The sequence below is a fragment of the Bradyrhizobium sp. AS23.2 genome, from assembly GCF_001908185.1.
Classification (GTDB): Bacteria; Pseudomonadota; Alphaproteobacteria; order Rhizobiales; family Xanthobacteraceae; genus Bradyrhizobium.
On sequence record NZ_LGHM01000066.1, the window covers coordinates 13,746 to 27,487 of the forward strand.

General features: G+C 65.7%; 12 protein-coding genes. 10 read left to right on the forward strand and 2 right to left on the reverse strand.

Going from position 1 to position 13,742, the window contains the following annotated elements:
• The first annotated feature begins 5 nt into the window (after positions 1-5).
• Entirely contained in the window at positions 6-593 is a 588-nt protein-coding gene (locus tag AC630_RS15510; RefSeq protein WP_074119377.1) for a phage holin family protein, read from the forward strand.
• 1 nt (position 594) lies between these two features.
• Entirely contained in the window at positions 595-1,665 is a 1,071-nt protein-coding gene (locus AC630_RS15515) for a YihY/virulence factor BrkB family protein (protein WP_074119378.1), read from the forward strand.
• A gap of 108 nt (positions 1,666-1,773) precedes the next feature.
• Here the strand turns inward: AC630_RS15515 and AC630_RS15520 are convergent, their stop codons facing one another.
• Positions 1,774-2,613: a class I SAM-dependent methyltransferase gene (locus AC630_RS15520; RefSeq protein WP_074119379.1), complete on the reverse strand. Its 840-nt coding sequence runs from the start codon at positions 2,611-2,613 to the stop codon at positions 1,774-1,776.
• Between the two features lie 121 nt (positions 2,614-2,734).
• Between AC630_RS15520 and AC630_RS15525 the strand changes: the two genes are divergently transcribed.
• From AC630_RS15525 to AC630_RS15535, 3 genes are all read left to right on the forward strand, one after another.
• Positions 2,735-4,297, forward strand: a complete 1,563-nt coding sequence (locus AC630_RS15525; RefSeq protein WP_074119380.1) for a winged helix-turn-helix domain-containing protein — start codon at positions 2,735-2,737, stop codon at positions 4,295-4,297.
• A 144-nt stretch (positions 4,298-4,441) separates the two neighbouring features.
• Entirely contained in the window at positions 4,442-5,920 is a 1,479-nt protein-coding gene (locus AC630_RS15530) for an EAL domain-containing protein (protein ID WP_074119381.1), read from the forward strand.
• Between the two features lie 15 nt (positions 5,921-5,935).
• On the forward strand, positions 5,936-6,790 hold the full coding sequence (locus AC630_RS15535) for a TIGR01459 family HAD-type hydrolase (protein ID WP_074119382.1): 855 nt from the start codon (positions 5,936-5,938) through the stop codon (positions 6,788-6,790).
• Positions 6,791-6,971: 181 nt separating this feature from the next.
• Here AC630_RS15535 and AC630_RS15540 read toward each other — a convergent pair whose 3' ends face one another.
• Complete coding sequence (locus AC630_RS15540) at positions 6,972-7,367, reverse strand: response regulator (RefSeq protein ID WP_007596883.1); 396 nt, start codon at positions 7,365-7,367, stop codon at positions 6,972-6,974.
• Positions 7,368-7,593: 226 nt separating this feature from the next.
• Between AC630_RS15540 and AC630_RS15545 the strand changes: the two genes are divergently transcribed.
• The 5 genes from AC630_RS15545 to AC630_RS15565 all read left to right on the forward strand — a co-directional run.
• Positions 7,594-8,565 carry a bifunctional riboflavin kinase/FAD synthetase gene (locus AC630_RS15545; protein WP_074119383.1) on the forward strand — a complete coding sequence of 324 codons (972 nt, stop codon included), beginning with the start codon at positions 7,594-7,596 and terminating at the stop codon, positions 8,563-8,565.
• 201 nt (positions 8,566-8,766) lie between these two features.
• The gene (gene ileS, locus AC630_RS15550) at positions 8,767-11,802 is read left to right on the forward strand and encodes an isoleucine--tRNA ligase (RefSeq protein WP_074119384.1); all 3,036 of its coding nucleotides are present in this window, start codon (positions 8,767-8,769) and stop codon (positions 11,800-11,802) included.
• Between the two features lie 81 nt (positions 11,803-11,883).
• Complete coding sequence (lspA, locus tag AC630_RS15555) at positions 11,884-12,378, forward strand: signal peptidase II (RefSeq protein WP_074119385.1); 495 nt, start codon at positions 11,884-11,886, stop codon at positions 12,376-12,378.
• A 96-nt stretch (positions 12,379-12,474) separates the two neighbouring features.
• Positions 12,475-13,203, forward strand: coding sequence for a hypothetical protein (locus tag AC630_RS15560; RefSeq protein WP_074119386.1), 729 nt, complete (start codon positions 12,475-12,477; stop codon positions 13,201-13,203).
• Between the two features lie 204 nt (positions 13,204-13,407).
• A partial coding sequence (locus tag AC630_RS15565) for a M16 family metallopeptidase (RefSeq protein WP_143198062.1) occupies positions 13,408-13,742 on the forward strand: 335 nt, incomplete at its 3' end.

Consider the following 13,742-nt stretch of genomic DNA (forward strand, 5'->3'; position numbering starts at 1 on the left):
TCCGCATGCTCGCGCCATCGGGCGAATTGCTGCGCGCTGGCGTGGCGCTGAAACTCAACCATCTCAAGCGCGCCGCCCGGTCTTACTTGCGTGACCGCACCGGCCAGGCCACCAGACGCGCCACGTCCTACGCGGTCGCGGCGGGACTGTTCGCGGTGGCGGGGCTGTTCCTGATCGCGGCCTTCTTCGTCGGTTTGATCGCCCTGTATCGCTGGGTTGCAATCACCTACGGGCAATTCTGGGGCTTCGGTGCCGTCGCGGCCGTGCTCCTCGTGCTGGCCGCAGCCTGCGCCGGAGTGGCTATGGCTCAGATGAAGCGTCGGACCAAGCCGATCGTCCCGTTTGCCAGCCGAATGCGCGTGGCGATCGCCAGCCCGCGCATCCCGCGCGGAACGATCAAGGAGGCCGTGAAGGAGGTCGCGACGACGATTCCGCTGGTGCCACTCGCACCCGGCGAACGTGGCCATGACGGCAAGGCCCGGCCGGCTCGTGCCAACCGCCCCGTGCAACTCGGTCTGATGCTCGCGGCAATCGGGCTGCTGGGTGTCGCGGCGGCGCGCCGCAGGCGCCACAGTCACGGATTGGACGCTTGAAATGCGCGTGCGGCGCTCGGAGCAGCTCGACAACTGGCTGCTGGTCGCCGCGACGGCCGTTTTCGTGCTGACTGCGGAGCGCTATTTGCAGGAGTCTGGCCTCATTGGATCCGGCTCCCTGCGAAACCGCCGCAACCGCGAAGGAAATCCGCCAGAAACGAGCGTCGCGCGTGCGGCGACGCAGCCCGGCCATGGCCGCCGCTCGAGGAGCCCGTTCGCGATCCCCTGGGCGGGCTGGAAGGATATCTTCTGGCGCACCTATCAGCGCATCGACGACGATCGCCTGCTCGCAACCGCGGGCGGCGTCGTGTTCTTCGGGCTGCTCGCGATCTTTCCCGCCGTGACCGCGCTCGTCTCGTCCTACGGACTGTTCGCCGATCCCTCGACCATCAGCAACAATCTGCAGACGCTCGCGATGATGCTGCCGGCGGGCACATTCCAGATCGTCGCGGACCAGGTCGCGCGCGTGGTCTCGAAAGGCAACACCGCGCTCGGCGCCACCTTCCTGTTCGGCCTCGCGCTCGCGGTCTGGAGCGCCAATGCCGGCGTCAAATCCATCATCGACGCCCTCAACGTCGCCTATGAGGAGCGCGAGAAGCGCGGCTTCATCAAGCTGAACCTGGTGTCGCTGGCCTTCACGGTCGCCGGCATCGCGGCGCTGCTGCTGATGGTCGCCGCCGTGGTCGCCTTCCCGCTCGCGCTCGATCATCTCGGCATCGCGCCCGAGAGCAAGCTGATCGTCGCGCTGGCGCGATGGCCGCTGCTGCTCGTCATCCTGCTGGCGGCGCTCGCCATCCTCTACCGCTTCGCGCCGAGCCGCGACGCGCCGCGTTGGCAATGGCTGAGCATCGGCGCGGTGACGGCAGCCATCCTCTGGATCGCCGGCTCGGCGCTGCTGTCCTGGTATCTCTCGGCATTCGCCAATTACAGCGCGACCTACGGCTCGCTCGGCGCCGCGATCGGCCTGATGACATGGATGTGGATGTCGGTGATCGTGATCATGTTCGGGGCCGAGCTGAACTCGGAGATCGAGCGGCAGACGCTGCGCGACACGACCACCGGGCAGCCCTAGCCTCTCGGCAGCCGCGAGGCCGTCTCGGCCGACACGGTCGGCGCCGCCGCGCCGTCCTGATGACGATGATCAGGCCGAGCCTCGGCCTGATCACGCCTCGACCGCGCGTCAGCGCTTGCTGATCACCGCCTCCAGGTACTCGCTGTGCACGACGACCGTGCCGTCGTCGGCATGGTTGAACTCGCCGAGCAGCGTCATGAGGTCGCGCCGCAGCGCGGCCTGGCCGGTCTCGTCGAGCGCAGCGAAGGCTTTCAGCATCGGCCCGTAAAACGACTTGAAGACATCGAGCCAGTGGTCCGGCGAGCGATAGCGGAACACGAACATCCGCGGCTCGGCGGCGATCTCCGAAGCCTGGCTGCCGAACATCTCCTGAAGCCGTGCCGGCGTGCCCCACAGCGCGGGCGACTTCACGCCCGCGGGCGGGGCGACATGCTTGCCGATGATCTTGAAGAGCTGGCCGATGAAGCCTTGCGGCGTCCAGTTGGCGAGGCCGATCTTGCCGCCGGATCTGCAGACGCGCGCGAGCTCGGAAGCCGCCTTGTCCTGGTCCGGCGTGAACATCACGCCGAAGGTCGAGAGCACGACGTCGTAGCTCGCATCGGCAAACGGCAACGCTTCGGCATCCGCCTCGCGGAATTCGATCATCAGATGCTCGGCTGCCGCGCGCTCGCGTCCGCGCTTGAGCAGTGCCGGTACATAGTCAGTGGATGTGACGTCACACCAGCGCCGTGCCGCGGCCAGCGTCGCGTTGCCGTTGCCGGCGGCAACGTCCAGGACCTTGCTGCCGGCGCGAAGGTCCAGTGCCTCACAGAGCTGTTCGCCGACGATCTGCAAGGTGGTGCCGACGATGGCATAGTCGCCGGACGACCAGGCGCCGTGCTGGCGCTGCTTGACGGCGGCGAGATCGGGTTGGGCTCCGGCTGGCTTGAGCGCTGCGGATGTCGACATGGCAATCTCCTGCGGTTGAAAACGCGGGGACGATAGGGCGCATACGGTTCGCTGGCCTTGAGGCCGGCGTTATTTTACGCTGAGAGGACCTTGATTTCCGAGCGTGAGCCGAGAGGGCAGTGTGACGTTTCGGTTTGAGGACTTCTTGCTCGACCCCGAGCGCCGCGAATTGCGGCGTGCGGACACGCTCGTCGCGCTCGAGCCCCAGGTGTTCGATCTGCTGACCTATCTCGTCTGCAACCGCGAGCGCGTGGTGACACGGGACAATCTGCTCGATGCGATCTGGAACGGCCGCGTCGTCTCGGAATCGACGCTGACGAGCCGGATCAACGCGGCGCGCCGGGCGGTCAACGACAATGGCGAGGAGCAGCGGCTGATCCGCACCATCGCGCGCAAGGGCGTGCGGTTCGTCGGCGAGGTGACCGAACTCTCCGCCGCGGCGAAGCCGGCCGCGGCGGGCAAGCCGCCTGCCCCGCCATCGGCGGGATTGCCGCTGCCCGATCGTCCCGCGATCGCCGTCCTGCCCTTCACAAACATGAGCGGCGAGGCCGAGCAGGACTATTTCTCCGACGGCATCAGCGAGGACATCATCACCGCGCTGTCGAAGCTGCGCTGGTTCTTCGTCATCGCGCGCAACTCCTCCTTCATCTACAAGGGCCGCACGGTTCACCTGCGCCAGATCGCCGAAGAACTCGGCGTGCGCTACGTCGTCGAAGGCAGCGTCCGCAAGGGCGGCGACCGCGTCCGCATCACTGCGCAGCTCAACGACGTCGCCACCGGCAGCCATCTCTGGGCCGAACGCTACGACCGCGAGCTCGCCGACGTCTTCGCCGTACAGGACGAGATCACCGAAGCGATCGTCGCCGCAATCGAACCGCAGCTCTACGCCGCCGAAAGCTTTCGCGCCCAGCGCAAGCCGCCCGACAGCATGGACGCCTGGGACCTCCTGATGCGCGCCCTCTCCCATTACTGGCGCGTGACGCGGCAGGATCACGTCGTGGCGCAAGCCCTGCTCGAAAAAGCCATCGCGCTCGACCCGAACTACGGCAAGGCCCTCGGGTTGCTCGGCACCAGCTACATGTTCACCGCGCATATGGGCTGGATGGAGATGGCCGCCGCAATATCCGCCGCCGAGCGCGCCGCGCGTGCCGCGATCCGCGCCGACGACGAGGATGCCTGGGCGCATAATGCACTCGGCCACGTCTACCTGTTCGCGCGGCGTTTCGAGGATTCGCTGGCCGAGTTCGAGACCGCGTTGCGGCTCAATCCGAACTTTGCGCTTGCACAGGGCTATTATGGGCTGACGCTCGGCTATTGCGGCCGCTGGCAGGACGCCGACGAGGCCGCGCGGCGGGCGATCCGCCTCAGCCCGCGCGACCCTTACGCGCCGGTCTATTTCGGCATTGCGGCCTTTGCCCGCTTCCTCGGCCGCGACTACGAGGAAGCCATCCGGCTTGCCCAGGAGTCCTTGCGCCAGCGCAGCGACTTCGTCGGCGGGCACCGGGTGCTGACCGCAGCCGCCGGCATGGCCGGGCAATCCGAGATCGCCCGCGTCGCGTTGGAGGAACTGCGCCGCGCCCAGCCGAATGTCTCCCTGGCCTGGATCGCCGAGTTCATGCCGATCAAGCTCGCTCCCGACCGCGAGCACTACCTCGAAGGCTTTCGCCGGGCCGGCCTGACTTGAGCCACGAAAAAGGCCGCTATCCCCTCGAATCAACAATGATGTTAAGGTCATGCCGCTTGGGGAAGCATGAGGCGTGACGGGGTTCGGACGGCGCCCCGCGTTTTCCCGGGTGAGGCAGTCAGCTCTTGAGGCGTAACGCGCGGCATGATTCGCATTTCGACGATCTTCATCGCCATCTGCATGGTTCTGCTCGCGGCCTCGCTCGGGCTTATGCTCTACTCGGTCGCCGGCATCAGCGGAACCGAATCCGCGATCGTGGCGCTGACCGCGCTGACCTTCCTGATTCTCTACAACGCCGTGTCGATGCGGCTGCGCGACCGCAGCGACGTCGGCGGTCAGATCGCCGACCTGTCCCGCGGCACCGCCGACCTCGCCCGCCAGGTGGCCGAGTTCGGCCGCCGGCTCGCCGCGATCGAGGGGCGCATCGCCTCGTCCAATTCGACCAATTCCGACCGCATCCAGTCAGTGGTCGGCGAGATCAACGAACTGGGTGGGCTGGTGAAGCAGCTCGCCGCCACCGTATCGGCCCATGAAGACCTGCTGGCCGACGCCACGCCGGCGCCAGCCACAAGCCTGGTCGGGAAGCCGGAGCCGGTGACGCCGCTCGACCTGATCGAGACGATCGCGGAGCGGCCGGTAGCGCTGCCCCCACGTCCCGCGGCGCCGCCGCGTCCCGCATCGCAGCCGCGGCCCGCACCGCCGGTCCAGGCCCAGACCGCCAACGGACGCAACCAGACCCAGTTGCTGGCGACGCTGCGCGGCGCGATCGACGAGAATCGCATCGACATCTTCCTGCAGCCGATGGTGACGCTGCCGCAGCGCAAAGTGCGATTCTACGAGGCGGTGACGCGGGTGCGCGACGAGCGCGACCAGCTCATCGCCGCCGAAGAATTCATTGGCATCGCCGAAGCCTCGGGTCTGATCGGGCGCATCGACAACATGGTGATGCTGCGCTGTGTGCAGGTGCTGCGCCGCCTGATGGTGCGCAACAAGGATGTCGGCGTGTTCTGCAACGTCGCGGCCTCCACGCTCGGCAATTCCACCACCTTCGCGCAGTGTCTCGATTTCCTCGAAGCCAACCGGGCGCTGGCGCCCTCGCTGGTGCTGGAGTTCAAGCAGTCGACTTTCCGCAATCTCGGCCCGGCCGAGACCGAGAATCTCGCAGCGCTCGCCCAGCGCGGCTTCCGCTTCTCGATCGACCATGTCACCGACCTGCGCATCGAGCCGCGTGAGCTCGCCGACCGCGGCGTTCGCTTCATCAAGGTGCCGGCCACCCTGCTGCTCGATCCGAAGCAGGCGTCGGCCTCCGACATCCACCCGTCCGACCTGTCGGACCTGCTCGGCCGCTTCGGCATCGACCTGGTCGCCGAGCGGATCGAGGGCGAGCGCGCCGTAATCGACCTGCTCGACTATGACGTGCGGTTCGGCCAGGGGTTTCTGTTCGCACCGCCCCGGCCATTGCGGCCGGAGGGGGCATCTGCTACCGGCGGGGCCGCGCCGAACCAGGCGCAGGACATTCAGGGATCCAATGGCTCCGCTCCCCCAAGCCCAGGCGCGACATCTGCAGCGCCCACCGCGCAACGCATCACCACCGGCAACGCCGCGCTCGCGCGTCGCATCTGATCGGCCGCACGCATCATGACCACGCTGCATTTCGCCGAAAGCCTGCGCGAGCTCGTGGCCGGCGTTGACGTCGTGCTCAGCGACATCTGGGGCGTGGTCCATAACGGCCTCGAATCCTTCCCCGAAGCCTGCGAGGCGCTGCACACCTATCGCAGCCGCGGCGGTACCGTGATCCTGATCACCAATGCGCCGCGCCCGGCCGACTCCGTGCAGCGGCAATTGCGCAAGCTCGGCGTCGCCGACGAGACCTATGACGCGATCGTCTCCTCGGGAGACCTGACGCGGCTCTATGTCGCCGAGCATCCCGGCCGCAAGATGTTCTGGCTCGGCCCCGAGCGCGACAATTCAATCTATCGCGGCCTCAACGCGGTGACCACGCCGCTGGAGGAGGCTGACTATATCGTCTGCACAGGCCTCTATGACGACGAGACCGAGACGGCGGAAGACTATCGCGGCATGATGCTAAAGGCGCGCGAGCGCAAGCTGACGCTGGTCTGCGCCAATCCCGACATCGTGGTGGAACGCGGCGACCGGCTGATCTATTGCGCCGGCGCGATTGCCGAGCTCTATCGCGAGCTCGGCGGCGAGGTGATCTTCTACGGCAAGCCCCACCGGCCGATCTACGAGCGCGCAATGGCGCTAGCCGGCGAACGCCAGGGCCACGAGATCGACCGGAAGAAGGTGCTCGCGATCGGCGATTCTGTCCGCACCGACCTGACCGGCGCGCGCGAATTCGGCATCGACTGCCTGTTCGTCACCCGCGGCATCCATTCCGAGGAGTTCGAGGGGCTCGACCAGCTCGACCCGACATCGGTGATGGAATTGTTCGGCCACCCGCCGAAGGCGCTGATGCGCGAATTGAAGTGGTGACACCTCACACGATCATTCCGGGGCGCGCATAGCGCGAACCCGCAATCTCGAGATTCTCTGGTGCGCAACCGCGCACCATAGCTCGGTGCTGACGCACCGCCCCGGAATGTCAAACCCAACACAGAAAGCCCGGGACAACCGCCCGGGCCTTCCGAATTCGCCTGACGGCTTTGATCGCGCCTTACGCGCTCGCCATGTCCGGGAAGACCGCTTCGATCTTGGTCTTCAGCGTCGCCGCATTGAACGGCTTGACGATGTAGTTGTTCACGCCGGCCTTTTTGGCCGCGATCACGTTCTCGGTCTTGGATTCCGCCGTGATCATGATGAACGGCGTGGTGGCCAGGTTCGGATCCGCGCGCACCTCGCGCAGCAGGTCGTAACCCGTCATCGGCTCCATGTTCCAGTCGGAGATCACGAGCCCGTACTTCTTGCCACGCATCTTGTTCAGCGCCGCCGAACCGTCGCTGGCATCATCGATATTCTCGAAGCCAAGCTGCTTCAGCAGATTCCTGATGATACGGATCATGGTGCTGTAGTCATCAACCACCAGAACCGACATCGACAAATCAACCGCCATCTCGACTCCCCCAACGCAAACCCAGGAATGTTACAATCGGACCCGCCGGGCAGCCCCGCAGTTCCACGTTTCAAGGACTAGCACCAAGGCTTTAAACAGCGCGTTAACTGCGGAAGCCCCTCAAGGATTGAAATCATGTTCAATGCGGTCGCACCCGCCGCTTGACTTCATCCGTCCGGTCAAGCCACGGTCCCGACCCGTCCTGCCCGGCGCGAGAATTCTCCTGATGGCTTCGCATTTTACCGTTATCCGCGACACCACGCCGGATTCCGCGATCTTAAAGGGCGCCGTTGTCGCCATGGGCAATTTCGACGGCGTTCATCTCGGCCATCAGGCGGTGATCGCGGCGGCCATGGAAATGGGACGTGCGCATGGCCGCCCTGCGCTGGCGTTGACCTTCGAGCCGCATCCGCGCCGGTTTTTCAGCCCGAACACTCCGCAATTCCGCCTGACGGACGAGCGGGCCAAGTTGCGGCTTTTGGCCGGCACCGGACTTGCCGGCGCCGTGGTCATGACTTTCGACAAGGCCAGGGCCGGCACCAGCGCGCAAGACTTCATTCACCATGACCTGATCGGACGGCTCGGCGTCAGCGGAATCGCGGTCGGCTACGACTTCCATTTCGGCAAGGGCCGCGTCGGCTCGCCAAGCCTCCTCGTCAACGAAGCACCCCGGCTCGGCATCGAGGTCGACGTGCAGGCGCATGTCGATATCGACGAGCGGCCGGTCTCCTCCAGCGCGATCCGGATCGCGCTGGCCGAAGGCCAGCTTGACGAGGCCACCACGATGCTGGGCGCCCCCTGGTTCATCACCGGGGAGGTCATCCATGGCGAGAAGCGCGGCCGCGACCTCGGCTATCCCACCGCCAATATCCGCCTGGACGCCAATTGCGGCCTCAAGCACGGCATCTACGCCGTGCGGGTCGGCCGCGGCGCCGAGCGCCTGGACGGGGTTGCTAGCTTCGGCCGCCGTCCGACTTTTGACAATGGCGCGCCGCTGCTGGAAATCTTCCTGTTCGATTTCAAGGGCGATCTCTACGGGCAGGCGCTCGATTGCGCCTTCGTCGGCTTCATCCGCGAGGAGCTGAAGTTCGACAGCCTGGAGGCCCTGATCCGCCAGATGAACGACGATTCCGCCCGCGCCCGCGCCATGCTGGCCGCCGCCCCCGACGCATTTCCGAGGCTTGGCATCGTCGATTAAGGCCGGAAACCGGCCTGACGGACCTTTGCGCTTCCCCCGCCCCCCTGCTATGGAGAGCCCATGTTTGCGCGGCGCATCATAGGGATTAGCGGCCCGGCTTCCGCCTGAGCCTTTGGCTCGGCGCAAGACCGGGATTTGGTCGTTTCACCCCGCGATTCCAGTCGCCATCCGTTTCCGCGCCCTTCCGAGCCAGTCAGCCTCATGTCCGAAAAGCCGCAAAAGTCCGACGCCAAAGACTATTCGAAAACCCTGTTCCTGCCGCAGACGGAATTCGCGATGCGTGCCGGCCTGCCGCAGCGCGAGCCGGAGATCCTCAAGCGCTGGTACGAGATCGGCCTCTACGAGAAGCTGCGCCAGAGTGCGAAAGGCCGCGCCAAGTTCGTGCTGCATGACGGCCCGCCCTATGCCAACGGCAACATCCATATCGGCACGTCGCTGAACAAGATCCTCAAGGATCTCGTCACCAAGAGCCAGCAGATGCTCGGCTTCGATTCCAACTACGTGCCGGGCTGGGACTGCCACGGTCTGCCGATCGAGTGGAAGGTCGAGGAGGAGCACTATCGCAAGAAGGGCAAGCAGAAGCCCGACTTCCGCGACAGCGCCGCCATGATCGATTTCCGCCGGGAATGCCGCGCCTATGCGACGCACTGGCTCGGCGTGCAGCGCGAGGAATTCAAGCGTCTCGGCGTGATCGGCGACTGGGACCATCCCTACGCGACCATGAGCTATCCGGCCGAAGCCCAGATCGCGCGCGAATTGATGAAGTTCGCCGCCAACGGCACGCTCTATCGCGGCTCCAAGCCGGTGATGTGGAGCGTGGTGGAGAAGACCGCGCTCGCCGAAGCCGAGGTCGAGTACGAGGACTACACGTCCGACATGGTCTGGGTGAAATTCCCGGTCACCTCGCCCGCGCATGGCGCGCTCGCCTCCGCAAGCGTCGTGATCTGGACCACCACGCCCTGGACGCTGCCGGGCAACCGCGCCATCTCGTTCTCGCCGAAGATCTCCTACGGCCTCTACAAGGTCACGGACGCGCCCGCCGACAATTGGGCCAAGACCGGCGATCACCTGATCCTGGCGGACGCGCTCGCTGAAGAAGTCTTCAAGCAGGCGCGCGTCACCGCCTATGAGAAGGTGCGCGACATCCCCGGCGACACCATGGACGCGATCGAATGCGCCCATCCGCTCAAGGGCCTCGGCGGCGGCTATAACTTCACCGTGCCGCTGCTCTCCGGCGATCACGTCACCGACGATACCGGCACCGGCTTCGTGCACACCGCGCCGAGCCACGGTCGCGAAGACTTCGATGTCTGGACGGCAAACACCCGCGAGCTCGACGGGCGCGGCATCCCGACCGCGATCCCCTACACTGTCGACGAGAACGGCGCCTATACCGACCAGGCTCCGGGCTTTGCCGGAAAACGCGTCATCAACGACAAGGGCGAGAAGGGCGACGCCAACGAGGCCGTGATCAAGGCGCTCGTCGAAAAAGGCATGCTGCTCGCGCGCGGCCGGCTCAAGCATCAATATCCGCACTCCTGGCGCTCCAAGAAGCCGGTGATCTTCCGCAACACGCCGCAATGGTTCATCGCGATGGACAAACCTATTGTGGACGCCCCGGGCAAGCCCGGAGCTATGGACATCGCGACCAACGGCAAGGCCAAGTCCGGCGACACGCTGCGTGCCCGCGCGCTGCACGCGATCTCGGTGACGCAATGGGTGCCGCCGTCCGGCGAGAACCGCATCAACGGCATGATCGAGGCGCGCCCCGACTGGGTGATCTCGCGCCAACGCGCCTGGGGCGTGCCGATCGCCGTGTTCGTTCGTGAGAAGGGCGACGGCTCCGCCGAGATCCTCCAGGACGAAGCCGTCAACACGCGCATCGGCGAAGCTTTCGAGAAGGAAGGCGCCGACGCCTGGTACGCGCAGGGTGCGCGCGAGCGCTTCCTCGGCCCGCGTGCCAATGAGGACTGGCAGAAGGTCGACGACATTCTCGACGTCTGGTTCGATTCCGGCTCGACGCACGCCTTCGTGCTCGAAGACCCCGTGCATTTTCCGGGGTTGTCGGGCATCAGGCGCAAGGTCGACGGTGGCACCGACACCGTGATGTACCTTGAAGGTTCGGACCAGCATCGCGGCTGGTTCCACTCCTCGCTGCTGGAGAGCTGCGGCACGCGGGGCCGTGCGCCCTACGACATCGTGCTGACCCATGGCTTCACGCAGGCCGAGGACGGCCGCAAGATGTCGAAGTCGCTCGGCAACACCATCGAGCCGCAGGCCGTCATCAAGGAGTCCGGCGCCGACATTTTGAGACTCTGGGTCGCGTCCTGCGACTATACCGATGACCAGCGCATCGGCCCGGAGATCCTGAAGAACACGGTCGAGACCTATCGCAAGCTGCGCAACACCGTGCGCTGGATGCTCGGCACGCTGCATCACTACAAGCCGGCCGATGCGGTCGCGCCCGCCGACATGCCGGAGCTCGAGCGGCTGATGCTGCACGAGCTCGCGGTGCGCGCCACCGCGATCGACAAGGCCTATCAGGAGTTCGACTTCAAGACAGTGATCGCAATCCTGTCCGCTTTCCTGAACAGCGAGCTCTCGGCGTTCTACTTCGACATCCGCAAGGACACGCTCTATTGCGATCCGCCGTCGTCGCTGACGCGCAAGGCCGCGCTGACCACGATCGACCTGTTGTGCGCCTCGATCCTGAAATGGCTGGCGCCGATCCTCAGCTTCACCGCGGAGGAAGCCTGGCGCATGTACCGGCCCGATGCCGAGCCTTCAGTGCATCTGACGCTGTTCCCGGTGGATCTCGAAAGCTTGCGCGACGACAAGCTCGCCGCGAAGTGGGAGGCGATCCGCAACGTTCGCCGCGTCGTCACCGGCGCGCTGGAGCTCGAGCGCGCTGCCAAGAACATCGGCTCGTCGCTGGAGGCCTCGCCGGTCATCTATGTCGCCGACCGCAGCATGCTGGCGACGCTGTTCGACGTCGACCTCGCCGAAGTCTGCATCACCTCGAACTACGAGGTGCGTGAGGGCGAGGCGCCGGCGGCCGCGTTCCGGCTCGATGCCGTGCCCGGCGTCGCCGTGGTGGTCGAGAAGGCCGTCGGCACCAAATGCGCCCGCTCCTGGAAGATCTCGCCGACGGTCGGCGAGGATCCTGAATACCCCGACGTCACCCCGCGCGACGCCAAGGCGCTGCGCGAATGGAAGGCGCTGGGGGTGGGAGTCTAAGGTTCAACCGTCGTCCCGGCCGGGTGCGCAATTGCGCACGGGCGCCGGGACGACGGCAGTCTTTGTGGCGATCATTGCACCATGACCCCTCTCCGCGCCGGCATCCTCTCCGCCATCGTCACAGTCATTCTCGACCAGGCCTCAAAGCTCTGGCTGCTGAACGTGTTCGACCTCGCCCACCGCGGCGTCGTGAGGGTGACGCCTTTCTTCGACCTGGTGCTGGCCTGGAACATCGGCATCAGCTTCGGCTGGCTGCAGAACGACAGCCAGGAGGCGCAGATTGCGCTGATGGCGGTCAAGGCCGTTGCGGTGGTCGCACTGGCGATCTGGATGGCCCGCTCGCACACCCGGCTTGCGACCGTCGCGCTGGGCCTGATCATCGGGGGCGCCATCGGCAATGGCATCGACCGCCTGGCCTACGGCGCGGTGGTCGATTTCGCCCTGTTCCACATCGAGATCGGCGGAAATACCTTCAATTGGTACGTGTTTAACCTCGCCGACGTGGCCATCGTTGCTGGGGTGGCGGCCCTATTGTATGATTCCTTCCTGGGGGTACCCGCCGCAAAAGCGCCCTGATCCCAGCCGATTACGGTCCGGCAGGTGGAACCCTGTTTTTGCAAGGGTCGGCCGCGTGCGAGCGGCAATCTGCCACAATATGGAACAGGTACAGTAATGCGCAGCTCCGAGACCAGCGATTCGATGGTTCGAGACCCCCGGTTAGGGTTTTGGCGGGCGTTGAAATTGTCCGCTGTCGCGCTCGGCATCGGTCTCGCCATGTCGGCAGGCGCCGCCCGCGCCGGTGACGATGGTAATGGCGACGATGACGACATGACCTTCGAAGAGAAGCTCATCGACAACCTGATGTCCGGCCTCGGCGCCAAGAGCATGGAGAAGCCCGGCATCGAGTACCGCGAGCGCTCCCCGCTGGTCGTGCCGCCCAAGCTGGACCTTCCGCCTCCCGCGACCCAGGCCAAGGCCGCTCCGAACTGGCCCAAGGACCCTGAGGAGAAGCGCCGCAAGGAAGCCATCGCCGCACGAAAGAAGGCGACCAAGGCGACGGAGAATTGGCAGGCCGCCCAGCCGTTGACACCCGCCGAGATGAATGCCGGCAGGACGGCAGCACCCGAGCGCACGAGCAACGATCCTATTCAGCCGGGCACCAACGCCAACCCGTCGCTCAGCCCCGCCCAACTCGGTTTCAGCGGCGGTCTGTGGGGCATGCTGAAGGGCAACAACAGCTCCGAGTCCACGCAATTCACGACCGAGCCCCCGCGCCAGTCGCTGGTCGAGCCGCCGCCCGGATATCAGACGCCGTCGCCGAACTACGCATACGGCGCCGGGCCGGACACGACGAAGAAGACCTATTTCGACATCATGTCGGGCAAGGACAAGGAACAATAGCGTTCCTGTCCCACCGCGACATCCTGGCAGAAGCAAACCTGGCGCCGGCGGCTCATGCACGCCGGACGCGGTGCACAGATTGCCTATCAGTAACTTGCCGACGAGTTGAGTTCTCTGCTTCGTGACGCGAAGCCTCAGCCGCACGGTGTAGCATGCCGTGCCTCCGAGCCGGACATCCGGGCTCGGCCTTTCATAAGGATCATGATGTCCTCTTACCGATCGGCTGCCTGCCTTTTTGCCGCGCTGCTTTCGACGAGTATCCTCTCGGCCGGCGCCGCCCTCGCCCAGACCACGGTGACCTCAGCCCCGCCTGCCAGCTTCACGCTCAGCAACGGCCTTCAGGTCGTGGTGATCCCGGATCACCGCACGCCCGTGGTCACCGAGATGATCTGGTACAAGGTCGGCTCGGCCGACGAGACGCCGGGCAAATCCGGCCTCGCGCACTTCCTCGAACACCTGATGTTCAAGGGCACCGAGAAGCATCCGGTCGGCGAATTCTCGCAGACCGTGCTCCGCGTCGGCGGCAACGAGAACGCCTC

Excerpts from the sequence above, each read along its gene's own strand:
- AC630_RS15510 (WP_074119377.1), top strand. The coding sequence starts at position 6 with ATGCTCGCGCCATCGGGCGAATTGCTGCGCGCTGGCGTGGCGCTGAAA.
- AC630_RS15515 (WP_074119378.1), top strand. The coding sequence starts at position 595 with ATGCGCGTGCGGCGCTCGGAGCAGCTCGACAACTGGCTGCTGGTCGCC.
- AC630_RS15520 (WP_074119379.1), bottom strand. The coding sequence starts at position 2,613 with ATGTCGACATCCGCAGCGCTCAAGCCAGCCGGAGCCCAACCCGATCTC.
- AC630_RS15530 (WP_074119381.1), top strand. The coding sequence starts at position 4,442 with ATGATTCGCATTTCGACGATCTTCATCGCCATCTGCATGGTTCTGCTC.
- AC630_RS15535 (WP_074119382.1), top strand. The coding sequence starts at position 5,936 with ATGACCACGCTGCATTTCGCCGAAAGCCTGCGCGAGCTCGTGGCCGGC.
- AC630_RS15540 (WP_007596883.1), bottom strand. The coding sequence starts at position 7,367 with ATGGCGGTTGATTTGTCGATGTCGGTTCTGGTGGTTGATGACTACAGC.
- AC630_RS15545 (WP_074119383.1), top strand. The coding sequence starts at position 7,594 with ATGGCTTCGCATTTTACCGTTATCCGCGACACCACGCCGGATTCCGCG.
- ileS (WP_074119384.1), top strand. The coding sequence starts at position 8,767 with ATGTCCGAAAAGCCGCAAAAGTCCGACGCCAAAGACTATTCGAAAACC.
- lspA (WP_074119385.1), top strand. The coding sequence starts at position 11,884 with ATGACCCCTCTCCGCGCCGGCATCCTCTCCGCCATCGTCACAGTCATT.
- AC630_RS15560 (WP_074119386.1), top strand. The coding sequence starts at position 12,475 with ATGCGCAGCTCCGAGACCAGCGATTCGATGGTTCGAGACCCCCGGTTA.